General features: G+C 73.5%; 17 protein-coding genes. 4 read left to right on the top strand and 13 right to left on the bottom strand.

Going from position 1 to position 24502, the window contains the following annotated elements:
* Nucleotides 1-73: 73 nt before the first annotated feature.
* The 6 genes from IEZ07_RS03570 to IEZ07_RS03545 all read right to left on the bottom strand — a co-directional run bounded on the left by IEZ07_RS03570 (nucleotide 74) and on the right by IEZ07_RS03545 (nucleotide 9003).
* Nucleotides 74-2185 (bottom strand): serine/threonine protein kinase, encoded by a 2112-nt coding sequence (locus IEZ07_RS03570; protein ID WP_191893485.1) that lies wholly within the window; start codon nucleotides 2183-2185, stop codon nucleotides 74-76.
* Nucleotides 2182-4611: a serine/threonine-protein kinase gene (locus IEZ07_RS03565; RefSeq protein ID WP_191893484.1), complete on the bottom strand. Its 2430-nt coding sequence runs from the start codon at nucleotides 4609-4611 to the stop codon at nucleotides 2182-2184. Before IEZ07_RS03565 ends, IEZ07_RS03570 begins: the two co-directional genes overlap by 4 nt.
* 241 nt (nucleotides 4612-4852) lie before the next feature.
* Nucleotides 4853-6424, bottom strand: a complete 1572-nt coding sequence (locus IEZ07_RS03560) for a flavin monoamine oxidase family protein (protein ID WP_191893483.1) — start codon at nucleotides 6422-6424, stop codon at nucleotides 4853-4855.
* Nucleotides 6425-6545: 121 nt separating this feature from the next.
* A complete protein-coding gene (locus IEZ07_RS03555; protein ID WP_068897815.1) occupies nucleotides 6546-7388 on the bottom strand; it encodes a M55 family metallopeptidase in 843 nt (280 codons plus the stop codon).
* Nucleotides 7385-8620 carry a DUF6395 domain-containing protein gene (locus tag IEZ07_RS03550; RefSeq protein ID WP_191893482.1) on the bottom strand — a complete coding sequence of 412 codons (1236 nt, stop codon included), beginning with the start codon at nucleotides 8618-8620 and terminating at the stop codon, nucleotides 7385-7387. Before IEZ07_RS03550 ends, IEZ07_RS03555 begins: the two co-directional genes overlap by 4 nt.
* Nucleotides 8617-9003 (bottom strand): hypothetical protein, encoded by a 387-nt coding sequence (locus IEZ07_RS03545; protein ID WP_239319467.1) that lies wholly within the window; start codon nucleotides 9001-9003, stop codon nucleotides 8617-8619. The genes IEZ07_RS03550 and IEZ07_RS03545 overlap by 4 nt, the downstream gene beginning before the upstream one ends.
* A gap of 125 nt (nucleotides 9004-9128) precedes the next feature.
* On the opposite strand from IEZ07_RS03545, the gene IEZ07_RS03540 reads away from it, so the two are divergent.
* On the top strand, nucleotides 9129-11525 hold the full coding sequence (locus IEZ07_RS03540) for a PKD domain-containing protein (RefSeq protein ID WP_191893481.1): 2397 nt from the start codon (nucleotides 9129-9131) through the stop codon (nucleotides 11523-11525).
* 161 nt (nucleotides 11526-11686) lie between these two features.
* On the opposite strand, the gene IEZ07_RS03535 is transcribed toward IEZ07_RS03540, so the two are convergent.
* From IEZ07_RS03535 to IEZ07_RS03510, 6 genes are all read right to left on the bottom strand, one after another.
* Entirely contained in the window at nucleotides 11687-12460 is a 774-nt protein-coding gene (locus IEZ07_RS03535; protein WP_191893480.1) for an enoyl-CoA hydratase/isomerase family protein, read from the bottom strand.
* A gap of 211 nt (nucleotides 12461-12671) precedes the next feature.
* Nucleotides 12672-13787 (bottom strand): glycosyltransferase family 4 protein, encoded by a 1116-nt coding sequence (locus IEZ07_RS03530; RefSeq protein ID WP_191893479.1) that lies wholly within the window; start codon nucleotides 13785-13787, stop codon nucleotides 12672-12674.
* Between the two features lie 89 nt (nucleotides 13788-13876).
* Nucleotides 13877-15997 carry an amylo-alpha-1,6-glucosidase gene (locus IEZ07_RS03525; protein WP_204054263.1) on the bottom strand — a complete coding sequence of 707 codons (2121 nt, stop codon included), beginning with the start codon at nucleotides 15995-15997 and terminating at the stop codon, nucleotides 13877-13879.
* A gap of 111 nt (nucleotides 15998-16108) precedes the next feature.
* Nucleotides 16109-17578, bottom strand: coding sequence for a glycoside hydrolase family 16 protein (locus tag IEZ07_RS35415; RefSeq protein ID WP_239319469.1), 1470 nt, complete (start codon nucleotides 17576-17578; stop codon nucleotides 16109-16111).
* A gap of 117 nt (nucleotides 17579-17695) precedes the next feature.
* A complete protein-coding gene (locus IEZ07_RS03515) occupies nucleotides 17696-18127 on the bottom strand; it encodes a type II toxin-antitoxin system VapC family toxin (protein WP_191893477.1) in 432 nt (143 codons plus the stop codon).
* A complete protein-coding gene (locus IEZ07_RS03510; RefSeq protein ID WP_301549300.1) occupies nucleotides 18127-18345 on the bottom strand; it encodes a hypothetical protein in 219 nt (72 codons plus the stop codon). The genes IEZ07_RS03515 and IEZ07_RS03510 overlap by 1 nt, the downstream gene beginning before the upstream one ends.
* A 214-nt stretch (nucleotides 18346-18559) precedes the next feature.
* Between IEZ07_RS03510 and IEZ07_RS03505 the strand changes: the two genes are divergently transcribed.
* A complete protein-coding gene (locus IEZ07_RS03505) occupies nucleotides 18560-18952 on the top strand; it encodes a DUF1622 domain-containing protein (RefSeq protein WP_191893475.1) in 393 nt (130 codons plus the stop codon).
* Between the two features lie 13 nt (nucleotides 18953-18965).
* Nucleotides 18966-19304 (top strand): hypothetical protein, encoded by a 339-nt coding sequence (locus IEZ07_RS03500; RefSeq protein ID WP_191893474.1) that lies wholly within the window; start codon nucleotides 18966-18968, stop codon nucleotides 19302-19304.
* 51 nt (nucleotides 19305-19355) lie between these two features.
* Here IEZ07_RS03500 and glgP read toward each other — a convergent pair whose 3' ends face one another.
* Complete coding sequence (gene glgP, locus IEZ07_RS03495) at nucleotides 19356-21938, bottom strand: alpha-glucan family phosphorylase (RefSeq protein WP_191893473.1); 2583 nt, start codon at nucleotides 21936-21938, stop codon at nucleotides 19356-19358.
* 403 nt (nucleotides 21939-22341) lie between these two features.
* Here glgP and IEZ07_RS03490 point away from each other — a divergent pair, with 403 nt between their 5' ends.
* Entirely contained in the window at nucleotides 22342-24471 is a 2130-nt protein-coding gene (locus tag IEZ07_RS03490) for an alpha-1,4-glucan--maltose-1-phosphate maltosyltransferase (protein ID WP_191893471.1), read from the top strand.
* Nucleotides 24472-24502: the final 31 nt, after the last annotated feature.

Genomic DNA, 24502 nt, shown 5'->3' with positions numbered 1-24502 from the left:
TGCCCGGCACAAGGGACGGTCATCGGGCTCCGCGGGGCGCGGAGACCTCCGCCGCCGGACGGGGCGGAGGAGGTCACTTCCAGAAGGACAGGAACCCGAGGCCCACGCTCTTGAGCAGGTCGTCCACCAGGCCCCCGATGAGGTCCATCACGCCCATCGCGCTCTCGTTCGCCTGGGCCTTCCAGCTCTCGGTCAGCTCGCGGACCGCGACGGACGGCGGTCGCCACGGGTCGAAGGACGGGTTCATCCCCAGCGCCGCCATCACCGTGAAGAAGGCCAGCGTGCCCAGGATGATCGTGGTGACCATGGCGGCGCCCGGGCTGCGGATCACCCCGGTCAGCGCGCGGGAGACGGCCTTGCGGGGTTTGCCCCCGCCGGGCAGCACGAACAGCCCCGCCACGAAGGCGCCCGCCGCGTAGGCGGCGGCCTGGTCGGTGCCCATCTTGCCGATGTAGACCAGCGCCCCCCAGACGCACATGCCGAACATCGCGGCCAGCGGGCCGGTGAGCAGCGTCGCCGTCGCGGCTTTGAGCAGCGCCCAGGGCGTGCCGACCAGCACGAGCAGCGGGTCGGAGGCGCTGCTGCCCCGCACCGAGCGCCGCTCGGCCAGGTCGCCGAAGAGGTTCTCGCCCACCCGGAGGCAGAGCACCGCCACCAGCGCGATCGCGCTCACCGCGACGGGCAGCACGCAGGCCAGCCCGACCGCGATCACCAGCAGCAGCAGCGCGGCCAGCGGGTGGCCGGTGCGGTACGGAGGACGCGCCTGCCGCTCCGGGGCGGGCGGGGTGTGGCGCGGGGCGGGCGGGGCGTAGCCCCGGGGCTGGGTGGCCGGGGGCGGATACGGCTGCGCCGGGCCCGTCGGCTGCGGCGCCGGGTAGCCGGCGACCCGCTGGTCGGGATAGGGCGGCGGGGCGGCCCGCCGCGCGGCGGGCGGGGCCGGGACGTACGGCGGCGGGGCGGCCGGGACGTACGGCGGCGGCGCCGCGGCGGCGGAGCGGCCCCGGTCGTCGCGGGGGTCACGGGGGTCACGGGGGTCACGGACCTTGCGGTCGCGCCGGTCGGGCTTGGCGTACTCCACCGGGGGGAGCAGGTCGGAGAACGTCTCGTCCTGCGCCAGGGCCCGGGCGCCGTTCGCGGGTGCGGACGGGACCGGGTCGATGATCTTCGTGCCGTCCGGCGGGGCCGGGTCGAGCACCCTGGTGCCGTCGGACGGCATCCGGCCGATCACCTCGGTCCCGTCCGGCGGGACCGGATCGATGATCTTCGTGCCGTCCGGCGGCGGGGCCTCTCCGGGCAGCACCCGGGTGCCGCCGAGCACGGCGGTGCGGGGCGGCGGTTCCGCATGGGACCCGGTGTGGGGCTCGGAGCGGAACGCCGTCACCGCGGGGTCGAGGGAGCGCGCCGCCCGGTAGAGCTCCTGCGCGCCCGGCCGGGCCGCGGCGTCGACGTCCAGCGCCCGGCGGAGCCAGCCGCGCAGCCAGGCGGGGGCCAGGTCGAGGTTGGCCCGGCCCTCCATGATGTTGAAGCAGACGACCTCGAAGCTGCCCGTGCCGAACGGCGGCTTGCCGGTCGCGGCGAAGAAGACCGTGGAGGCCAGCGCGTGCACGTCGGCCGCCTGGGTGATCTCGGAGTCCCGGATGATCTCCGGGGCGAGGTAGCCGGGCGTGCCGACGAACATGCCCGTCTGGGTCAGCCGGGTCGCGTTGACCAGGTGCGCGATGCCGAAGTCGATGACCAGCGGGTCGCCGTCGACGAGCATCACGTTGGCCGGCTTGAGATCGCGGTGGACCACGTCGGCGGCGTGGATGGCCACCAGCGCGGCGCACAGGCCCCGCGCCAGCCGGATCACCTGGTCGTCGGGGAGCGGGCCGTCCGCCAGGACGGTCTCCTCCAGCGTCCGGCCGGGGGCGAAACGGGTCACGATGTACGGCTGCGCGCCGGTCAGCCGGGCGTCCAGCACCTCCGCGACGTGCGGGCTGCGCACCCGCCGCATGGTCTCCACCTCGCGGGTGAGCCGGTCGCGCGCCTTGAGGTCGGCGGCCACGTGCGGGTGCAGGACCTTGACGGCCACCTCGCGCCCGTCCTCGTCGAGCCCCAGGTGGACGGCTCCCATGCCGCCCTCGCCGATCTTCCTCAGCAGCCGGTACGGCCCCAGCCGCTCGGGCGCCTGCGTGTCCCCCGTCATCGCGCCTTCCTCCGTAACCCGTCCAGTTCCTTCACCACCGTCCCGACGTCCGCGGGCCGCCACTCCGCCTTCCTCGCACCGGTCCCCACGGTGTCGCCCGCGAGGTAGACCGTCAGCGCGGCCACCACGCCCAGCGCGGCGGCCACGGCCACGGCACCGTTCCGCGACGGCACCAGTGATGCCAGCGTACGTCGCGTCTGGCGTCCGGGGCCCTCCACTCCGGGACCTGCGCAGACCGTCGCCAGGGCGATCGCCGCCCCCCAGCCGAGCGCGTTGACCGCGGGCATCCGCGGGACCAGCACGGCAAGCAGCAGCGTCACCGGCAGGCCGAGGATGAGCCCGTACGGCACGAGCGCGGCCGTGACGCCGGCCGACTTCAGCAGCGCGCCCGGCATGGCGAGCACCCGGAGCACGTCGGCCGCCGCCTCGCCGGCCGGGCGGCGCGCGTTGAGCCTCGGCTGGGCGATGTCGGCGGCGCGCAGCAGGATGACGACCGGGATCACCGCGAGCCAGACGAGGACCGGCAGCACGACCGCCACGACCGCCACGACCACCAGCAGCAGCGCGCTCGCCACGCCGTGGACCCCGGAGGGCTGCACCGCGTGACTCCGTCCCTGGTGCCCCTGCCGCTCCGGCTGTCCTTGCCGCCCGTGGTGTCCCTGGTGCCCCGGGCCCTGGACCTGCCGCCCGTCCGGGTGGAACGGACCGGGGGCGGCCTGGCCGTGCCGGTCCGCCGGGGGATAGGGGTACTGCGGCGTCGCGGCCGGGCGGACGTGCGGCGTCCGCTCGAACGAGGCGTGCGGCTGCTCGAACGAGGCGTGCGGCGGGTACGGCTGCTGCGGCTGCTGCTGCGGCTGCCGATAGGAGTGCGAGGACGGCTGCTGCGGCTGCCGGTGCGACTGCGGGGACGGGCCGGGGCCGCGCATGTGCTCCGGCAGGTCCTGGGGGCGGACCCGCTGGGTCGGGATGTCCCCGTCGGGCACCGGGGCCGTGGGACCGAGCAGGCCGGCCGCACCGGACCCGTGCGGTCCCGCCGGCCGTCCCGGAGCACCGTGGTCCGGGACGCCGTGGTCCGGGACGCCGTGGTCCGGGCCGCTCCGCCCGGCCCGCCCTGCCTCGCCCCGCCCTGACCCGCCCTGCCCCGCCTGACCCGTCCGGTCGCGGCCGGGGGCCCTGGTGGTGGGGACGTCCTCCTGGCCGAGCAGCCCGGTGGGCAGGTCGTGCGAGGGCCGCGCGGACGGGGAGGGGGCCCCCGCCTGGCGCAGCTCCTCGGACGTCACCCTGCGGGTCGGCCACGGGTCGGGCTGGTCGGAGTCGAGCAGCGAGGAGTATTCGCCCGGACGGGCCGCCGGGGGCCACGGCGTGGACGGCGCGGGACCCGCCGGTCGCGAGGACACCGGCGTCGGCACGTCCCCCGGGTCGGCGGGCAGGAGCGAGCCCGTGGCGAAATCCGCGGCCCCGGCACCGGCCGGCGCCGCCGGCGCACCGTGGCCGCCCGTGCCCCGCCCGCCCCCGCCTCCGCGGCCGCCCGGACCCGCGTGGCCGCCGGTGCCTCCGCGGCCGCCCGGGACCGGGTCGTCGAAGCTCGGGACGGTGGTGATCTCGTCGGGGACGCGGGGCCGGCCCCCGCCCGTCCTGGCCATCAGGCGCGCCGTCTCGGCGGCCAGCTCCGCGGCCGGGGGCCGCTTGGACGGGTCGCGCTGGAGCGCGGCGCGCAGCACCGGCTGGAGCTCCGGCGGGGCGCCGTCCACGTTCGCCCGGCCCGCGGTGATGTTGTAGAAGATCATCTCCAGCGTGCCCTTGCCGAAGGGCGGCTGGCCGGTGGCGGCGAAGACGAGCGTGCCCGCCCAGGCGTGCACGTCCACCTCCGGTCCGGCCTCGTGCCCCTCGATGATCTCGGGGGCCAGGTAGCCGGGCGTGCCGATGAACATGCCCGTCTGGGTGAGCCGGGTGGCGTCCACCGCCTGGGCGATGCCGAAGTCGATGAGGACGGGCCTGCCGTCCAGGATGAGCACGTTGCCGGGCTTGAGGTCGCGGTGGATCACCCCGACGGAGTGCACGGAGGCCAGCGCCGAGGCGACCCCGTGGGCGACCTGGAGCAGCGCGGGGAGATCGAAGGGGCCCTCCTGCTTGACGACCTCGTCCAGCGGGTCTCCGGCGACGTATCTGGTGACGATGTAGGGGCGGTGGCCGGTCACGTCGGCGTCGAGCACCTCCGCGATGTACTCGCTGCGCACCCGCCGCATGGTCTCGACCTCGCGCGAGAGACGGCGGCGCGCGACGTCGTCGCCCGCCACCTCCGAGCGCAGGACCTTCACCGCGACCTGTCGTCCCTGCGGGTCGACGGCGAGGTGCACCACGCCCATGCCGCCCTCACCGAGCCGCCGCAGCAGTCGGTACGGGCCCAGTCGATCGTCCTGATTCATGGCATGAAGCACCATACCGGCTTAAACCCCGCCTACGAGATGAACCATCAGGCCACATTCCCCGTTCGAACAACGTCTGGCACGCCTCAACGGTTTCCCAAGCGGAGGTAACGCGCAATCTCATTTCGGCGTCAGTTTGCCAGGTACCGGCCTCTCCCGGCGCCCGGGCGCCGCGATCCGGCCGGACCGGCCGCCGTCGCCGGGCCCGTCCGGCGGCCCCACCGGCCGGGACCGCCGCCGCTCAGGAGGCCGCCAGGACCCGCTGGTGCAGGGCGGTCACGGCCTTGCGCGCCGACTCCATGGCACCGGCCTGCCAGGCGACCAGGTGGGTGAGCCAGTCCCCGGCGAAGTGGACCCGGCCGGCGGGCTGCTGCAGGACGGTGAAGGCCCCGCCGTAGGAGGGCCACACGGCCCACCCGCCCTCGACGTGCGGGCGGCGGTGCCAGGCTACGGAGACGCTGGAGCGCAGCTCGGCGCGGTACTTCTCGCCGTGGATCTTCTTGCCCTGGGTGAGCGCGCGGGCCCGGCGCTCATGGTGCGGCAGGCTGCCGTACAGCTCGGCCTCCGCCCCGGTGTTGTAGTAGCCGACGAGCAGGCCGGTCCTGCCGTGGTAGCCGTGCGAGGGGTACCAGATGTGGGTGATGTCCAGGTCCGTCTCGGTGATGCCGCCGTAGATGCGGTCGTCGGTCTCCCACCAGCGCCTGCCGTACTCCAGCCCCAGCTTGCCCGCGGCGACCGGCGTGGGGGTCCGCAGGGCGGCGGTGACCCGGGCGCCCAGGTTGTGCGGGACGCGCGCGAGCAGGTGGGGCGGGAGGGTGGCCACGCAGTAGTCGGCGCGGACCGCCCCGCCGGAGCCGCCGGGGCCGCCGGAGTACGTCACCTCGACGCCGTCCGGCAGGTTCCGTACGCCGGTGACCGGGGCGCCGGTCAGGATCCGCTCCTCGCCGACCTCGCGCACCAGGGCCCGTACGATCGCGTCCATCCCGCCGACCGGCTGGAACATCGGCATGGCCTGCTCGAAGCCGAAGTCCGCGGTGAGGGCCCGCCCGGTCCCCGCGGCGAGCACCTCGCCCAGCGGGGGCGGCCCGGCCAGCGGCTCGCCGCTCCCGTGCCCCGGGTAGACGGTGAAACCCCGGCGCGGGGAGCCCCGGTAGGACAGGTCCGGGCCGAGGTCGCCGAAGCGGCGCAGGAACTCCGTCAGCCGCTCGCGGTCCTCCCCCGTCAGCCGCCGGTCCAGCGCGCCCGCGTCGGCGGCCTTGGCCAGCAGCTCGGCGATGTAGCCGTACATGTCCGCGCGGGCCGTGCGGACCCGGACCGGGGCGTCCATCGCGTGGGTGCGCACGTACGCCGAGGCGTTGCCGTTGACGAAGACCTCCAGGGGCACGCCCAGCTCGCGGCAGTAGTCCATGGTGACCATCCACTGCGCGATCCGGCCGGGACCGGCGTTGAAGTAGACGTCCGGCCCGAACTCCGCCGTCTGCGTCTCCCCGCCGAGCTCCGTCAGCCGGTCTCCGCCCCGGACCGTGAGGTTCCTGCCGCCCACCCGGCCCGCGGCCTCCAGGACGGTGCAGTCGTATCCGGCCTTGCCGAGCTCGTAGGCGCAGGTCAGACCGGCGATCCCGGCTCCGAGGACCACGACCTTCGCCGCGCCCCGGCCGGTGAGGGAGAAGTCGGAGCGCTGCGGCGGGGTGAACGCCCGGTCCTGGGAGTCGGGGGCCAGCCCGAGCGCGCCCATCGCGGCGAACATCGCCCCCGCGCCCCCCGCCGCCCCGACGCCGGCGAGCAGCGCCCGCCGCGTCAGGGTGCCCGGCATGCCCGGCGTGCCCGATGTGCCCGGTGCGCTCGGCGTGCCCGCGCCGGACCGGCCGGCCGGTCCGGGAGCCCCCGCCCCGGGCGCCGCTCCGGCCCGCCCGCTCCCCGCGGGTCCGTCCGGCTCAGCCATAGATCCCGCTGCCGCAGGCGACCTGGCCGCCGATCATGGCGAAGACGCCGAACAGGGACATGATCTGCCCGAAGTCGTCGGTGGTGAACTCGGTCTCGCGGGGGCCGGTCGCCCGCACTCCGGGGATGACCGCGCAACCGGCCGCGATCGCGGTGGAGTTCCACTCCACGCCCAGCGTGTAGGGCGGCTCGACGACGTACGGGCGGAAGTCGCCCAGGCGGCCGAGCGCGCGGGCGGCGGCCTCCCGGATGCGGGCCTGCGCGACGACCGGCGGCAGGAGCTCGGCGGAGAACCGGTCGACGCCCTTCTTCACCTCGGCCGTCTCGACGTCGCCGAGCAGCTCGCGGGCCTCCTCGCAGACGGCCTCGTCCCCGGTCACCAGGGCCACCGGCACGCCGAGCGAGCCGGCGAAGGCCGCGACCAGGCGCGTCTCCCCGCAGATCTCCCCGTTGAGGCGGACGTTCTGGATCTCCTTGCCCATCCAGGTGTGGTTGAGCACGCCGTGCCGCACCCCGGCGCGCGCGTGGTAGCCCGCGAAGCAGGCCGCCGCGTAGGTCCCGTCGAGCCCCTGGCCCATCCGCAGCGGCTTGCCCGGTCCCCGCACGAGCGTGGCCCGCGGGTCGAGCAGGTCGATCCTGAGGTTCTTGGTCGACCCGTGGGCGTCGTTGACGCGTACGGCCCGCGCCCCCGCGTCGAAGGCCCCCTGCACCACCGCGTTGGCGTCGCCGGTCATCAGCTCGCAGCCGCGCTCGTAGCCTCGTCCGCCCGCCCGCATCTCCTCCGGGTCGGTCAGCCCGGTGACGCCCTCCATGTCCACCGACACGTACACCTTCACGACGGCCCCCTCACAGTCCCCCACGTCTCGACCCGGCGCGCCTCATCCTCGCTCATGAAGCCGACCTCGGCGGCCATGAAGGCGCGGACCCGCTCGCGCCACGGCGCGGGGACCTCCTCGACCGCGGGCGGGTAGCAGCGGTCCAGCCAGGCGGTCGACTCCTCGGTGGCGCCCAGGAACGCCGCGGCCTTCGCGAAGGCCGTGTCCTCGATGCCGGGCACCCGGGCGCAGCCGTACTCGATCATCTCCTGCCCGCCGTACGGCGGGGGCCGCTGCCACTTGCGGGCGACCCCGCGGTCCGCGGTGATCGAGGTGCGCAGCGGGCGGCGCTCGATCGCGGCCTGGATGAGCTCCTTGTACAGGCACTTGCCGCACGTCCCGCAGGGTCCGCCGGTCCCGCGCAGGCACCAGCGGACGTGCTCGCGCAGAGGTGAGCCCAGCGCGAGCCGCATGGTGACCGCCTCGCTGACCCCCCCGACCGGGAGCACGATGCGCACCCCCGCCGCGGCGAACGCCCGCCCCCAGGCGCCGTGCGGGGCCCACATCGGGTTGTCGGGGGTGTACCTGTGCAGGTAGCGGCCGCCGCCCAGCCAGCGCGAGCCCAGCTCGTAGCCGAAGGCGATCCCGCCCAGGTCGAGCTCGTCGGCCAGCAGCAGCGACCCTGCGGCCACCGCGTGGTGCTCGGGGTAGCCGGGGCGGGGTTCGGCCAGGACGAACTCGAGGTCGGAGCGGACGGTCACCGACTCGCGGCCGGTCCTGCCGACCAGCCGGGCCAGGGTGTCCGACCGGTAGTGGGCCCAGCGGTTGGGCACCCGGGGGTGCGGGACCCGCTGGAAGTGCACGAACGGGACGTCGGGCAGCATCGCGGCGACGGCCGCCGAGTCCGCCCCGCCGCTGTAGGAGATCGCCAGCCCGCGCCCGGACCGGGGCGATCCGCCCACCGGCCCCGCCTCGATCCCCCAGCCCTCCTCGATCGCCGCGGCGAACTCCGGCGAGACCGGCCGGTCGAAGACGACCCGCCGCCGCGTCCACGGCGCGACGACCGTCCACGCGGTCAGCGCGAGCAGATCGGGGTGGGTCTCCCCCGGCTCGTACGGCAGCTCGACCCGGCAGGAGTTCGTGGCCATCTTCAGGGGCTGGCCGTCGGTGCACGGGCCGGTGATGCCGTCCTCGGCGTCCAGCCGGAAGGCGAGGTGCCGGAGCCCGTCCCCGGCGGTCCAGGCGACCCTCACGCCGTCCTGCCGGCCGGTGCGCTCCCCTCTCCGGCCGCCCGGCCCCCGGAGACGCGGTCCACCGCCTGCCAGAGCAGGACCTCGTTCTGGAGCACCCGCTCCAGCGCGGCCGCGGTCTCCTGCGCCAGCCGGTGGGCGTCGTCCCACCGGGCGGCCCGCTCCGCGTCGATGCCCGGCCCGGCCGACCGCGCCCGGAGGCGTCCGACCTCCCTGCGCAGCCCGTCGGCCTCCGCGCGCAGCGCGGTGACCTCGCGACCCAGCGTCTGGACCTCCCACAGGGCGTCCCTGATGTCCCGCCGGTGATCGGCCCGCGAGATGTAGCGGGAGTCGAACCAGTTGCGGACCACCCGCCGCAGGCGTGCGGGAATCGGGATCCGTGTCATCAACCGCACCATAATTTTGCACGATATCTTTAAAAGAGGATCTGTTTCAGGTCAAGGTCATATCCTGGCGAAGATCGTGACGCAGCACGTGCGTACGGGGCGCGGGATCACAGGAATGGCCAGGCATGTCACGAACGCGAAGACGTCTCACCACCGGATCGCTCGTCGCGGGACTGCTGATCCCCCTCCTATCCGGGGTGTCCGCCGCTCCCGCCTCCGCGGCCCAGCTCAACGCGGCGCTGGTGAGGACGGTCGACCTCTCCGCGCTCGACCCGCCGCTTCCGGACCCGTCGGGCATCGCCTACGTCCCCTCCCGGGACCGCCTGCTGATCGTCGACGGCGAGGTCGACGAGATGCCCGTCTTCGCCGGTTCCAACCTCTTCGAGATCACCCGCTCCGGGACCCTCACGGACCGGGGCCTGACGAACCCGCCCACCAAGGAGCCCGTCGGGATCAGCCACGACCCGGGCAGCGGGCACGCGTTCATCGCCGACGACGACCAGCAGCGCATCCACGACTTCGACCCGGGGCCGGACGGGCGGTTCGCCACCGCCGACGACGTGCGCACCTGGTTCAGCACCGGGGCCTTCGGCAGCACCGACCCCGAGGACGTGGCGTTCCATCCGCAGACCGGCGAGATCTTCGTGCTGGAGGGCACCGACAACGACATCCACCGGGTCGGCCCCGGGCCGAACGGCGTCTTCGACGGGGTGGCGCCGAGCGGCGACGACGTGAGCACGGAGTTCGACGTGCTCGGCCTCGGCATCCGCGACCCGGAGGGCATCGCCGTCCACCCGGTCAGGCACACCCTCCTCGTCGCCGACTTCACCACCCGGCGGGTGTACGAGCTCAACCGCGAGGTGATGCCGGTCAACAGCATCGACATCTCGGCGTCCGGTCAGACGAAGGCGGCGGGGATAGCGGTCGCCCCCGCCACGGACGACCCGCAGCGGCTGAACCTGTACATCGTGGACCGCGGCGTCGACAACGACACCGACCCGGACGAGAACGACGGGAAGATGTACGAGATGTCGGTGGACCTCCCACCGGTCCCGAACCTCGCCCCCGTGCCGCAGGCCGGGCGCGACGTCGCGTCGCACCTCACCGACCCGCTGACGCTGCGCGGCGCCGTACGCGACGACGGCGGCCCCGCGCCGGTGGCCGTCGCCTGGTCGCAGACCGGCGGCCCGGGCACCGCCGTGTTCGCGGACGCGGCGGCCGCCGTGACGGAGGTCTCCTTCTCCGCCCCCGGGACCTACGTCCTGCGCCTGACCGCCTCCGACTCGGCGCTGTCCGGCTCGGACGACGTCACCGTCACCGTGCTGCCGGACGGCGCCCCCATCCCGCTGAACGTCCCGGTGGCCAAGGCCTTCGACGACGTCGAGCAGCCGCCGACGGGTTACGTGGACTGGCTCGGCAAGTCGCTCAACATCCCGAACGCGGGCGGTACCGCCCAGACGATCGGGCTGCGCTTCGCCGGGCTCGACGTCCCGCCGGGCTCGACGATCACCTCCGCCTCCGTGCAGTTCACCTCCGCGCGCAGCGGGTCGGCGGCCACGACCGCGCGGGTGTGGGCCGTCGCGTCGGACGACACGCCGACCTTCGCCACCACGCCCGGCAGCGTCGCGGCCCGGCCCCGCACCCAGGCGTCGGTGACCTGGAGCCCGCCGGCGTGGACCGGCGCGGGCCAGGCCGGCGAGGCGCAGCGCACCTCCGAGCTGAAGACGCTGGTGCAGGAGGTCGTCGACCGGCCGGGGTGGGCCCGCGGCAACGCGATCGCGTTCGTCATGACCGGCACCGGCGAACGCGCCGCCCAGTCCCACGACGGGGGCACGGCCCCGGTGCTGCACCTGAGCTACGTCGCGGGCGGCGCGCCGCCGGTCCAGCCCGTCGCCTTCCGCGCCGCCGCACACTTCGCCGGGAACACCACGAGCGCGAGCGTCGGCGTGCCGTCCGCGGTCCAGAGCGGCGACGGGATGCTGCTGTTCGCGACCGTCAACACCGTCTCGGCGACGGTCACCGGGCCCGCCGGAGTGATCGGCTGGACCCTGGTCGCCGACTTCACGACCGGCTCCGCCCGGACCCTCGTGTGGAAGAAGGTCGCGGTCGCCGGGGACGCCGGCACCCCCGTCAGCCTGGAGCTCAGCCCCATCACCAAGATCGGTCTGCAGCTCGTCGCCTACGACGGGACCTCGGCGGCCGATCCGGTCGCGGCGGTGGCCACCCGGTCGGACACCACGGCCACGACCTCCCACACCGGCCCGGCGGTCGAGGTGGGTACGGCGGGCGGCTGGCTGGTGTCCTACTGGGCCGACAAGTCCTCGGTCACCACCGCCTGGACCCCGCCCCCGGGCATGGCCGTCCGCGACCAGCTCGCCGGGGCCGGCTCGGGGCGCGTCACCTCGCTGCTGGCCGACAGCGGCGGTACCGTGCCGATCGGCACCGCCGCCGGTCCGACCGCGACGACCGACGAGGCCTCCCGCGCTGCGATGGTGCGCGTGCTGCTGGCCCGGGAGCCGTGACCCGCGCCGCGTGAACCCGCCCGTCCGCGTCGCTCCGGCCGCCCGGCCGGAGCGGCGCGGTGGAGCGACGGCACGGGCGGCCCTGCCGGAGCGACAGTGCAGGGTGCAGGGTGCAGGCGGCCCCACCGGAGCGACGCGGCGCGGCGCGGCGAGCGGCCCGCTCAGCGCCCCGTGAACTTCGCCTGGGCCTTCTCGGCGAACGCGCGCATGCCGATCCGCGCGTCGTCGGTGGCGAACAGCCCGGAGAACGCCAGCCGCTCGATCTCCAGGCCCGTGTCGAGGTCGGCCTCCAGGCCGTGGTCGATCGCCCGCTTGGCCGCGCGCAGGGCCGCCGCCGGGCCGCCGGCGAACCGGGCCGCGTAGGCGAGGGCCTCGGTGTGCACGTCGGCGTCGGGGACGACCCGGTCGACCAGGCCGATCTCCAGCGCCTCGGCGGCGGTCACCTGGCGGCCGGTGAAGATGAGGTCCTTGGCCTTCGCCGGGCCGATCAGCCGCGGCAGCCGCTGGGTGCCGCCCGCGCCCGGGATGATGCCCAGCAGGATCTCCGGCTGGCCGAGCCTGGCGGACTCGCCCGCGATGCGGACGTCCGCGCACAGGGCGAGCTCGCAGCCGCCGCCGAGCGCGTAACCGGTGATCGCCGCGACGACGGGCTTGCCGATCTCCGCCACCGCGGTGAAGCAGTCCTGGAGCACCGAGGAGTGCGCTGACATCTCCGCGTACGGCATGTCCGCCATCTCCTTGACGTCGGCACCCGCCGCGAAGACCCGCTCACCGCCGTAGAGGACCACCGCGTGCACGCCGGGGTCGGCGTCCACCTGCCGGGCGCAGTCCGCGATCTCCCGCTGGACCTGCGCGTTGAGCGCGTTCATCTTCGGCCGGTCGAGCCTGATCGTCGCGACCCCGTCGGCGGACTCGACCCGTACGAACTCACCCATCGCTGTCCTCCACTGGAAACGCCGTCGTTCCGCATGCCGTCCCACCATAGAGCCGGACCCGCCCGCCCCGGCCCCGGCGGGTGCCGTACGGCGGGAGCGCACGGGCCTGCGGACGCCGTACGGGAGAGGGGACCGGACCTGCGGGTGCCGCCCGGCGGGAGCCCACGCGGGCCGCGGGAGGCGGGAGGCGGGAGGCGGGAGGCGGGAGGCGTCAGCGGAGGGGTAACACCGCCTCGCCCGTCCCGCCGGTGACGCCGGCGGGACCTTCGGGGCCGGCCGCCGCCGCCCGGTAGACCCTCTCGTACCCCTCGGCCATCACCTCGACGTCGAAGCGGCGCCTGACCCGGGAGCGGCAGGCCCGCGGATCGAGCCCGTCGGCCGCCTCGACCGCCTCGGCGAGTTCCTCCGGCCGGCTCCGGACGAACCCGGTGAGGCCGTCGGCGACCACCTCCGGCACCGCTCCCCGGCGGAGGGCGACCACCGGGGTGCCGCAGGCCATGGCCTCGATCATCACCATTCCGAACGGCTCCTCCCAGAGGATCGGGAAGAGCAGGCAGCGGGCGCCCGCCAGCAGCTCGCGCTTGCGGACGGCGTCGGCCTCGCCGACGTACACCGCGTCGGGCCCCAGGCGGGGGGCGACCTCCCGGTCGAAGTACTCCCGCTCCCCCGGTTCGGTGATCCGCCCGGCGAGCAGGATCCGCCGCCCGGCCGCGCGGGCCGCGTCGACGGCCAGATGCGCCCCCTTGTCCTCGTTGAACCGGCCCAGCCACAGCACCCAGTCCTCCTTGCGCTCGCGGAAGGGGAACGAGCCCGTCTCGACGGCGTTGTGGACCACTCCCGCCCAGTTCAGGTCGGGGGCCAGCCGCCGCTGGGCGGCGGAGATGCCGACCATGGAGACCTCGCGGCCGAGTGCCCGGTAGTACTCGCCGAACTCGCCGTCCACCTCGTGGTGGCAGGTGACCACGGTCGGGGCGGTGCGCGCGGCGGCGGTCAGCGGCCCGGCCAGCGAGTGGTCGTGGACGACGTCGGCGTCGATCCCCGCGAGCAGGTCGTGCGCCCGGGCCGCGTGCAGCACCTCGGGTAACGCCTGGCCGATCCGCCCGGAGGGGGGCGAGGCGTAGGTGCGCAGGAAGCGCGCGGAGGTGCCCGGCCTGCCCGCCGCCACCAGCGTGACCTCGTGCCCGCGCCGGGAGAGACCGGCGATCAGCTCGGCCAGCATCGACTCGATCCCCCCGTAGCCGCGGGGCGGCACCTCGTACCAGGGCGGCGCGACCATCACGATGCGCAGCGTGCCGCGCCGTCCCGGGAGACCCGTTGCGGAAACCATCTCAACCTCGCCTACGGCCGACCGGCCTTCTGAAGGACATCCGGACCACTGATCGGGGAGAGATCGAAAGGGCGTCCGCCCGGGAGGGGTCAGTGGATCTCCTCCAGGACGGCGGTCAGCGGCGGCCGCGGCGCGCCGACCACGGTGACGTGCTCCGGGAGCCCGGTGACCGCGACCTCGCCGCCGTCGACGTCGATCGTGACCCGGGCCCCCGCGAGCTGCAGACCGGCGATCTTCATGCTGGTCAGCCCGACGGGCGACATCCACACCTTGTTCTGCGGCACGCACGGGTCCAGGCGGAGCAGGCTGCGCATCAGCTGGATGGGGGCCGCCGAGGCCCAGGCCTGCGGGGCGCAGGAGGTGGGGAACGGCACCGGCTCGGGGAACTCGTCCCGGCCGAACCCGCAGTACAGCTCCGGCAGCCGCCAGTTGAAGGCCTTGGCCGCGTCCAGCAGGCCGAACGCGACCTGCCTCGCCTCCTCCTCGAAGCCGTAGCGCATCAGGCCCGCGGTGACCAGCGCGCTGTCGTGCGGCCAGACCGAGCCGTTGTGGTAGCTCATCGGGTTGTAGGCGCCCATGCTGGAGGCCAGGGTCCGGATGCCGAACCCGGTGAACATCTCCGGTGAGAGCAGGTGCTCTGCAACGGAGGCGGCCCGCTCCTCGTTCACGATGCCGGTCCACAGGCAGTGCCCCATGTTGGAGCCGAGCCCGTCGATGGGTCGGCCCGCCCGGTCCAGGCCCATGGCGTAGTAACCCCGGTCCGGCAGCCAGAACATCTCGTCGAACGCGTCCCGCAGCCGCATCGCGCGCTCGATCCACTGCTCCTGGAGCACCGGGTCGCCCGCCTCCCGGGCGAAGTGCGACCGTGCGATGTACGCGGCGTAGACGTACCCCTGGACCTCGGCCAGGGCGATGGGCGGGCGGGCCAGCGTGCCGTCGGCGAAGTTGACGCCGTCCACGGAGTCCTTCCAGCCCTGGTTGAGCAGGCCGTGGTCGGTCTTGCGCCGGTAGTACAGGAACGGGTCGGCCGACCTGGTGATCCAGTCGAGGGCCGCGTCGGCGTGCGGCAGCAGTTCCTCGACCGCCTCCTCGTACAGGCCCCACCGGCGCAGCTCGCCCAGGAGCATCACGAACAGCGGGGTGGAGTCGACCGAGCCGAAGTAGACGTGCCCGTCGTGGGCCGAGACGCCGTCCTGCACCCCGAAGCGCAGCTCGTGCATGATCTTGCCCGGTTCCTCCTCCGAGAGCGGCTCCTCCGCCCGGCCCTGCACCCGGGCCAGCCGGCGCAGCGTGCCCAGGGCCAGGGACTGGTCCATCGGGAGCGCCATCCACGAGGTCAGCAGCGAGTCGCGGCCGAACAGCGTCATGAACCACGGGGCGCCCGCGGCGACCGACGGCGGCTCGCCGGGCTTGTCCTCCTCGAAGAGCCGGAGCGAGCCGAGGTCCTCCTTCGACTTGGCCAGCACCTGGGCGACGGTCCGGTTGGAGGTCGTGACGACCGGCGCGAGCCGTTCCCAGTCGGCGCGCCGCCGGGCCGGCTCGGCGTGCTCCACCGGATGGTGGGTGGAGAACCAGGCGGGCGTCTCCTCCCCGTCCACGATCGGGTTGACCTGCAGGGCGACGGTCCAGTCGCCACGCGCGGGGACCACCACCCGGAAGGAGAGCAGGCCCATCGTGGCGGTCGGCATGGGGTTGCTCATGATCCTGGCTCCGCGCCCCCGGGTGGCGGAGACGACCAGCAGGCCCGAGATGTCGGACGTCATCTCCACGTCCGCCACGTGCATGACCCGCCCGCCCTTCACCTCGAACAGGTCGGCCAGGTCGGAGCCGAGGTGCAGGGCGATCGTGCACCCGGCCGCCTCGTCGGACATGTTGCGCAGGGTCAGGTCCTCGCGCAGGCCCCCGCCGACGTAGCGGTCCCTGATCACCAGCATGGTGCTCTCCGCCTGGCCCGGCCGGGGCCCGGTGCGGCCGAGGAAGATCGCGTGATACGGCTCGGGGTTGATCGTCCGGAGCGACTCGATCGGCGCCTCGTCCACCTTCAGCTCCAGGCGCGACACCAGGCGGGTGTCGGCGTGGTACAGCCCCTGGGCGCCGCCCGGGGTGATGTCGCCGTTGCAGGTGGACACGCAGAAGGAGCCGCCCTCGACCAGGGTCACCGTGGTGCCGCCCAGCGCCCCCGGCTGGCCCTCGAACGTCCATGCGTTCACTGTTGTCTCCGCGATGTGGAAGGTTCCCGGCTCCTGAGCCATTCCCCCTTCATCCCGAAAGGAACAACGAAAGCGCACTTCAGGGCGTTACGCCCGGGACGGCGCGGCCCTTCAGACGTCCCCGGCCCCCTCCGCCACGACCTCCTCCGCCTTGGCCCCCTCCGCCCCGGCCGCCGGGAGGTCGCTCCGGACGTGGCTCCCCGCTCGGGCCGTCGGGCGGTAACCCCGGACGTAGTCGACGGTGAACCGCTTGGGGTACGGATGCTCCGGCGCCGGCGGGGTGTCCCGCTCTGGCGCCTCCGGGAACTCGTAGATGTTGAGCATGAGCTGCATCGGGTAGCGCGGCGACTGGCGCACGGTCCTGACGTGCCGGCCGTCGACGAGGAAGGAGACCCGCTCGGGGGTCCACTCGGCGGCGTAGACGTGGAACTCCCGCGCGTCGATGGGCAGGGTCTCCACCGTGAAGTCGTCGGTGATCGCCGGATCGCCGAAGGGGTGCAGGCCCATCCCGACCCTCACGGTGTCCGGCCCGACGTCGCGGCCGAAGATCTCGCAGACGCAGATCTCCGCCGACCGCTCGGGCTCGTCCTCGTAGCCGATCATCCAGAGCGCCACCATGGAGCGCGGATCGTCGATCGCCCTGGCCCGCAGCTCGATCAGGCCGTACTGCGGGGTGTAGAGCCGGACGGCGCGCTGCTCCTCGCGGACCGCCATACCGGAGCCGCGCCCGTGCTGCCCGACCGTGCTCCCGAGCGGCCCGGCGAAGACGCCGGTCTGCAGGGACGAGACGCGCAGCCCCCCTTCCCGTTCGGGGTACCAGGGCGGCTGGTCCTCCTCGATCAGCAGGTCCAGGCGGCCCCCGCCGACCTCGTACCGGGCCGCGGAGGCGGCGCGGCCGTTCCACTGCGGCAGGTAGTACGGCATCCAGCGGCCCTCGTTCAGCCGGTCCCCCTCGAAGAGGTCCTCGAACTCCAGCACGTAGCCGGCCTTCGTCACCGGATCGGGCCCGCCCGGCCCCTCCCCCGCCTCGATCGCGCCGTGCCCGCCCTCGCCCGTTCCCATCACAGGTCGTCCGCCTTCCCCCCGGCCGGCCGGTCCGTCGACCAGCGCCGGTCCTCTTCTCCACCCCAGGACGCCCGCCGCCGCCAGGGCAGGCGAGACGATCATGACATCGGTCCACGGGGAGTCGGTCACCCCGCCCCCGGTCGCCGCCAGGACGGCGGCCTCCAGCGCGACCGCGGCGGCCAGGACCACCGCCGCGCACACCGCCCGCGCCCGCGTCGGCCGCGCCGCCAGCAGGGGGGCCGCGAGCGCCATCACCGCCGCGGCGGGCACGGCGACGACGAGCCCCGCGGCCAGCCCGATCAGGGCGCCGATCAGCCCCACCTGGACTGACGCGGGGATCAGCAGGAGGATGCGCTCCACCCAGTCGCCGACGCCCTCGGCGCCCTCACCTCCGGTGAGGACGGCCACGACGATGACGAGCACCGCCGAGGCCGCTCCCGCCGCGGCGCCGCCGAGGAGACCCGTGGCGAGCGTCCTGCCGGCGACCGCCATCCTTTGAACGCGTTCAACGGTCATGCCCCCAGTCTCCACGACGATCACGCGTCCGCCCAGGGGCGGGCGGCCCCGGATCCGCTTGGCGCCGCCGTTCCCGGGTACCGGCACTGGTCTCCGGCGGGCCCTGAAGAGGTTCTTCTACCTGCTCGACAGGGGATTGACCCATTCGAGCTTCGGGAAGCGGGCGAAGTCGGAGTCGAACGAGCAGACGCCGACGCCGTGCTCGATGGCGAGCGCGGCGAGATGCGCGTCCGTGACCAGGTTCCCCCGCAGGTCCCCCTCGACCAGCAGATCCCGCAGCACCTCGGCGTGCCGTGCCGTGGGACCGGGGATCCACACGGTCTCCGCGTCCAGCCAGTCCTGAACGAAGCCCCACGCCTCCTCCACGCCGAGAGGATCAGCCGAGGCCCGGGGGTGGGTCGAGATCCTCACGAACGCGCACAGGGAGTTCCAGGGGAGACCCACCCGCGACGACCCGTTGAGTGCCCGCTCCAGCCAGCTCTTCGACGCCTCGTGGAACGAACTGCCGCTGTCGACGGCGTAGAGGAGAACGTTCGCATCGACGATCATCAGTCGTGTTCCAGATCATCGAGCAGGTCCAGCGCCTCCGCCACGTTGGAGACGTCGACACGCATCTGCAGCGCCCGGGTGCGCTGCTGGAACACCCGCCGCTGAGGCCGGGCCCGCATCCCCGCCCTGACCAGCTCGTTGAGCGCTTCACTCAGCCCTATGTGCCTTTCGCGCCGCAGTTGCTCGACGGCGGCGACGACATCCTCTTCGAGACGCACCGTGGTCCTCACTTTTCAAGTGTCGCATCAGAGATGCGAGCTCTCAAGCATCATGATGCGCGTAAGCCTATATCGATGAATTACCAAGCGTTCGCACATCGTCACAGAATGCTCTGGTGGTATCGCTTCAGGTGCAGGCTTGTAGAGGCACCGGACGAGGGACGGCACCGCGTTCCCCCGGCTTGGCGCCGCGGTTTCCGGGTAACGGCGGATCATGACCGACCTGCTGCCCGAGGCGTTCCTCCGCGAGGCCGTCGACCTGCTCGTCCGCCTCGTCGAGGCCGCGGGCGCGATCGTCATCTTCGTCGGCGCGGCGGTGGCCTTCGCGCGCTTCCTGGTGGTCACCGTACGGCGCCGCGGCCACGACGACTTCGTCGCCGTCCGCCTGTTCCTGGGACGGTTCCTCGCGCTGGGCCTGGAGTTCCAGCTGGCCGGGGATGTGCTGCGCACGGCCATCGCGCCGAGCTTCCCCCAGATCGGGCAGCTCGCGGCGATCGCCGCCATCCGGACCGCGCTGAACTTCTTCCTCAGCCGGGAGATCGAACGGGAGGGCCGCACGGTCCGGGACTCCCGCCCCGACCGGCCTGCTGGACCCGGGAACGACTGAAGATCTCGCACTGATGCGAATCGACCAGTGGGAGCATGATGGTGCGGTGGTCTACTTCACCGCCGACCTGCTGGCCGGCCTGGTGCGCGTGGGTGATCCGGCCCAGTTGAGGGCGGCACTGCGCGAAGCGCTGCCCTGGGTGTCATTCCTGCCCGACGACGACGCCGAGACATTCCTTCACGAGTTGGTGGAGGTGGCCCGTGGAGCGGCTTCACTCGACAACCTCGCCCCCCTCGCGGTGCTGCTGACCCAGTGGCGCCACACCGCCGAAGTCCACGCCGATCCGGCGCTGCTCGCGCTGGTCGCCCGTGAGCCCGAGGGCGACTCCGGACGGGTGCCGCCGAAGGCCTGACGAGAGGGGTGCCGACCGGGAGAGGGGTGCCCTCCCGGCCGGCCGGTGGTGTCAGCGCAGGGTGCCGTTGGTCATGCCTTCGGGCTCCTGCGGGACGGCGACCAGGCCCAGTTCGGCGGGGGCCGCCATCAGCGGGTGGGACGGGACGACCCGGACGGTGTAGCCGAAGGCCCCGGTGCGCTGCAGCGGGATCGCGCCGTTGAACACGGCCCTGCCGTCGTCGCCCCGGGAGTCGGCGTTCAGCGACGCGTACTCGGGGTCCACCAGCTCGTCGTGGAGCCCCACCCGGCCGTAGGCGACCTGGACCTCGATGTCACCGGGATCGAGCTCGCCCAGGGCGATCGTGGCCCGCAGCTCCAGGGAGGCGCCGACCTCGGGGGTGTCGCCCAGGCCGGACGCCTCGACGTGCTCGACCCGCACGCCGGGCCAGGCCCGGCCGACCCGCAGCTTCCAGGAGGCGAAGTCCTTGGCCTGGTCGTGCCCGCCGGCCGACAGGGCGCGCCCGGCCTGGGCCGCCGGGGTGTACAGGTCGACGACGTAGTCGCGGAGCATGCGACCGGCCAGGACCTTCGGGCCGAGGGAGGTCAGGGTGTGGCGGACCATCTCCAGCCAGCGGCGGGGCAGCCCGTCGACGGGGCGGTCGTAGAACCGGTCGGCCACCTCGTGCTCGATCAGGTCGTACAGCGCGCCTGCCTCCAGCTCGTCGCGGCGGTCGGGGTCGGCGACGCCGTCGGCGGTGGGGATGGCCCAGCCGTTCGTCCCGTCGTACCACTCGTCCCACCAGCCGTCGCGGATCGACAGGTTGAGCCCGCCGTTCAGCGCCGCCTTCATGCCGCTGGTCCCGCAGGCCTCCAGCGGGCGCAGCGGGTTGTTCATCCACACGTCGCAGCCCTGGACCAGCAGCTGGCCGAGGGCCATGTCGTAGTCGGGCAGGAAGACGATGCGGTGGCGGACGTCCTCGGAGTCGGCGAACTTCACGATCTGCTGGATGAGCTTCTTGCCGCCCTCGTCGGCCGGGTGGGCCTTGCCCGCGATCAGGATCTGGATCGGCCGCTCCGGGTGGAGCAGCAGCTCGCGCAGGCGCGCCGGGTCGGAGAGCATCAGCGTGAGCCTCTTGTAGGAGGGCACGCGGCGGGCGAAGCCGATCGTCAGCACCTCGGGGTCGAGGGCCTCGTCGATCCAGCCGAGCTCGGCCGGGGAGGCGCCGCGGTCGAGCCAGGAGCGGCGGAGCCGGACGCGGGCCGCCTCGACCAGGCGCTCGCGCATCCGTCCCCGGATGCTCCAGACGTCCTCATCGGAGATCTTGTTCACGCCCTCCCAGCCCTGGGCGCGGTCCACCAGCGAGGGCAGCTCCCGCCCGGCCAGCTCCATGATCTCCCGGCCGACCCAGGTCGGCGCGTGCACGCCGTTGGTGATCGACCCGATCGGCACCTCGTCGATGTCGAAGCCCGGCCACAGCCCCTGGAACATCCCCCGGCTGACCTCGCCGTGCAGCTGCGAGACGCCGTTGACCCGCTGGGCCAGGCGCATGCCCATCGCCGCCATGTTGAACTTGCCGGGCTCCTCCTCGGCGCCGAGCGCGAGGATGCGGTCCACCGGGACGGTGGGCCAGGCGTTGTCGCCGCCGAACTGCCGGCCGATCAGGTCGGTCGGGAAGCGGTCGATGCCCGCGGGCACGGGGGTGTGCGTGGTGAACACGGTCCCGGCCCGGACCGCCTCCAGGGCCTCGTCGAAGGAGAGCCGGGCCTCGGTGAGCTCGCGGATGCGCTCCAGGCCGAGGAAGCCGGCGTGGCCCTCGTTGGTGTGGAAGACCTCCGGCTCGGGGTGCCCGCCGATCCGGCAGTAGGCCCGGATGGCGCGGACCCCGCCGATGCCGAGCAGCAGCTCCTGCTTCAGGCGGTGGTCGGTGCCTCCGCCGTACAGGCGGTCGGTCACGTCGCGCTCGGCGTTGTCGTTCTCGGCCACGTCGGAGTCGAGCAGCAGCAGCGGGACCCGGCCCACCTGGGCCACCCAGACCTGGGCGTGGAGCGTGCGGTGCTCGGGCAGGCCGATCCGGATCCGGACCGGGGAGCCGTCGGCCTCCTTCAGGAGGGTCAGCGGCAGCCCGCCCGGGTCGAGCGACGGGTAGTGCTCCAGCTGCCAGCCCTCGGGCGAGAGGGACTGGGTGAAGTAGCCGTGCCGGTACAGCAGGCCGACCGCGAGGATCGGCACCCCGAGGTCGCTGGCCGCCTTCAGGTGGTCTCCGGCCAGGATGCCCAGGCCGCCGGAGTACTGCGGCAGGGCGGCGGCGATGCCGTACTCGGGGGAGAAATAGGCGATGGCCCGGGCGGCGTCCGGTAGCGACTGGTACCACCGCGGGGCGGTCATGTACTCGCGGAGGTCGTCGGCCGCGTCGGCGAGCCGCCGCAGGAAGCGGCGGTCGGCGGCCAGCTCGCGCAGGCGCTCGGGCTCGACTGCGCCCAGCAGCGCCACGGGGTCGTGGCCCACCCGTTCCCAGGTGTCCGGATCCACCTCGGCGAACAGGTCGAGTGTCTCGGGATGCCAGGACCAGCGGAGGTTGTGCACGAGCTCGCCGAGGGCGGCCAGCTCCGGAGGCAGGACGGTGCGGACGGTGAACCTGCGGATAGCTCTCACGCTGTCAGACCCTAGTTACTCAACGCCACAGGGGCGACCAAATTGCTCACGCGTGTCCCCCTCACCGCAATCACCGGGCTCCAAACGCGTCCCGGTCGGTTGATGGCCCGGCCGCGGGGAGAACGATGGCCCGGCGACCGGCGGAATGAGGGCCCGGCGACGGGAAGGAGAAATCCTCATGAAGGAACCTCTCCGGATCTTCGCTCCGTCAGGTATGAAGAGCCACTATCGGGGCAACCCACATATGAGCCAGCGGCTCCGTCTCCGGGATCCGGCCGTCCACGCGGGAGGCGGTGCCTCGTCCTGCCCCGCGGCCGGTCAGGGGATGCTTGAGAAGCGAAGGGTCTTTCTTGGCCGGACCATCCCGGCGGCACCGGGCGTGCCGCCGCTACCGTGAGACGCGATGATCGGACGAATCCCTATTCAGGACATCCACCCCGTGGTCGACTGCGGGCGCTATCCCGCCAAGGCCGCCGCGGGCGAGACCTTCGAGATCTCCGCCGTCGTGTTCCGGGAGGGACACGACGCGGTCGCCGCCGGAGTCGTGCTGACCGGCCCGGACGGCACCCGCGGACCGCTGCTGCGCATGCGCGAGCTGGCGTCGGGGACCGACCGCTGGGGCGTGGACGTGACGCTGCCCGACGAGGGCACGTGGCACTTCCGCGTCGAGGCGTGGAGCGACCCCATCGCCACCTGGCTGCACGACGCGGGCATCAAGATCCCGCGCGGCATGGACGCCGACCTGATGTGCGAGGAGGGCGCCCGGCTCTTCGAACGCGCGGCCCGGGCCGTACGGCCCGCGGACTGCTCCGGGAGGGGCCTGCCCCCCGAGGACGCCGAAGGCGACGGAGCCGAGGGCGGCACCGCCGGGAACGGCGCGGCGCACGGCAACGGCAACGGCAGGAACGGTCACGCGGCCTGCGGGCACCGGGCGGCGCTCTCGGCGATCGCCGCCGCGCTGCGCGACGAGAGCCGCGACCCCCGGGCCCGGTTCGCGGCGGTCCAGCTCCCGGAGACGGCCGCGATGCTGCGCGCGCACCCGCTGCGGGACCTGGTGACGCGGTCGGCCAGGCACACGGTCCTGGTCCACCGGCGCAGGGCGCTGTTCGGCTCCTGGTACGAGTTCTTCCCGCGCTCCGAGGGCGCGGTCGTCGAGCCGGGGTCGACGCCCAAGTCGGGCACCTTCCAGACCGCGGCCGAGCGGCTGCCCGCGGTCGCGCAGATGGGCTTCGACGTCGTCTACCTGCCGCCGATCCACCCGATCGGACACGCCTTCCGCAAGGGACGCAACAACACGCTGACCCCCGAGGAGCACGACCCCGGCTCGCCGTGGGCGATCGGCTCCGAGGCGGGCGGGCACGACGCGATCCACCCCGACCTCGGCACCTTCGACGACTTCGACGCGTTCGTCGCCAGGGCCCGGCGGCTCGGCATGGAGATCGCCCTCGACCTGGCGCTGCAGTGCTCGCCCGACCACCCCTGGGTCAAGGAGCACCCGGAGTGGTTCAACGTGCGCGCCGACGGCTCGATCGCCTACGCCGAGAACCCGCCGAAGAAGTACCAGGACATCTACCCCGTCAACTTCGACAAGGACCCCGAGGGGATCTACGCCGAGGTCAAGCGGGTGGTCCGGCTCTGGATGGACCACGGCGTGCGGATCTTCCGGGTGGACAACCCGCACACCAAGCCGGTCGCCTTCTGGGAGCGGCTGCTGGCCGACATCCACACCACCGACCCCGACGTGCTGTTCCTGGCCGAGGCGTTCACCCGCCCGCCGATGATGCGGGCCCTGGCCAAGGTCGGCTACCACCAGTCGTACACGTACTTCACCTGGCGCAACTCCCGCCAGGAGATCGAGGATTATCTGAACGAACTGGCCTACGAGACGTCGCATTTCATGCGGCCGAACCTCTTCGTCAACACCCCGGACATCCTCCACGAATACCTCCAGCACGGCGGGATCCCCGCGTTCAAGATCAGGGCCGTCATCGCGGCCCTGGGCGCGCCGACCTGGGGGGTCTACTCCGGGTACGAACTGGGAGAGAACGTCCCGGTCCGACCGGGCAGCGAAGAATACCTGGATAGCGAGAAATACCAGTACAGACCTCGCGACTGGGCCAAAGCAGAGCAAGAGGCGCGGAGCCTGGCGCCTTTCATCACGCGTCTGAATTTGTTGCGAAGAGCGCACCCCGCCCTTCAGGAATTGCGTAATCTACGGTTCCACAGCGTCGACCACCCGGACCTGATCTGCTTGTCCAAGCGGCTCCCGGGGGCCCGCGACACGGCCACACGACGGCACGGCGCGGGTGACGTCGTCCTGGCCGTCGTCAACCTGGATCCCCACCACACCCATGAGGCGACGGTGTCCCTGGACATGCCCGCCCTCGGCCTCGACTGGCAGGACGAGTTCGTCGTCGACGACGAGCTGTCCGGCGAGTCGTACCGCTGGCGGCAGTCGAACTACGTGCGCCTTGATCCCCACATCCAACCAGCGCACGTCTTCACCCTGCGCACGGCGGCGAACCCAAGGTAAGCCGGCCGGGTGCGCGATCCGGCAGAACAGC

Source organism: Planomonospora parontospora (genome assembly GCA_014647935.1).
GTDB lineage: Bacteria > Actinomycetota > Actinomycetes > Streptosporangiales > Streptosporangiaceae > Planomonospora > Planomonospora parontospora.
This window is presented reverse-complemented; position numbering and strand designations above follow the sequence as displayed.

Coding starts and splice junctions, on each gene's coding strand:
- IEZ07_RS03570 (WP_191893485.1), bottom strand. CDS start 2,185: ATGACGGGGGACACGCAGGCGCCCGAGCGGCTGGGGCCGTACCGGCTG.
- IEZ07_RS03565 (WP_191893484.1), bottom strand. CDS start 4,611: ATGAATCAGGACGATCGACTGGGCCCGTACCGACTGCTGCGGCGGCTC.
- IEZ07_RS03560 (WP_191893483.1), bottom strand. CDS start 6,424: ATGCCGGGCACCCTGACGCGGCGGGCGCTGCTCGCCGGCGTCGGGGCG.
- IEZ07_RS03545 (WP_239319467.1), bottom strand. CDS start 9,003: ATGACACGGATCCCGATTCCCGCACGCCTGCGGCGGGTGGTCCGCAAC.
- IEZ07_RS03540 (WP_191893481.1), top strand. CDS start 9,129: ATGTCACGAACGCGAAGACGTCTCACCACCGGATCGCTCGTCGCGGGA.
- IEZ07_RS03535 (WP_191893480.1), bottom strand. CDS start 12,460: ATGGGTGAGTTCGTACGGGTCGAGTCCGCCGACGGGGTCGCGACGATC.
- IEZ07_RS03530 (WP_191893479.1), bottom strand. CDS start 13,787: ATGGTTTCCGCAACGGGTCTCCCGGGACGGCGCGGCACGCTGCGCATC.
- IEZ07_RS35415 (WP_239319469.1), bottom strand. CDS start 17,578: ATGACCGTTGAACGCGTTCAAAGGATGGCGGTCGCCGGCAGGACGCTC.
- IEZ07_RS03515 (WP_191893477.1), bottom strand. CDS start 18,127: ATGATCGTCGATGCGAACGTTCTCCTCTACGCCGTCGACAGCGGCAGT.
- IEZ07_RS03505 (WP_191893475.1), top strand. CDS start 18,560: ATGACCGACCTGCTGCCCGAGGCGTTCCTCCGCGAGGCCGTCGACCTG.
- IEZ07_RS03500 (WP_191893474.1), top strand. CDS start 18,966: ATGCGAATCGACCAGTGGGAGCATGATGGTGCGGTGGTCTACTTCACC.
- IEZ07_RS03490 (WP_191893471.1), top strand. CDS start 22,342: ATGATCGGACGAATCCCTATTCAGGACATCCACCCCGTGGTCGACTGC.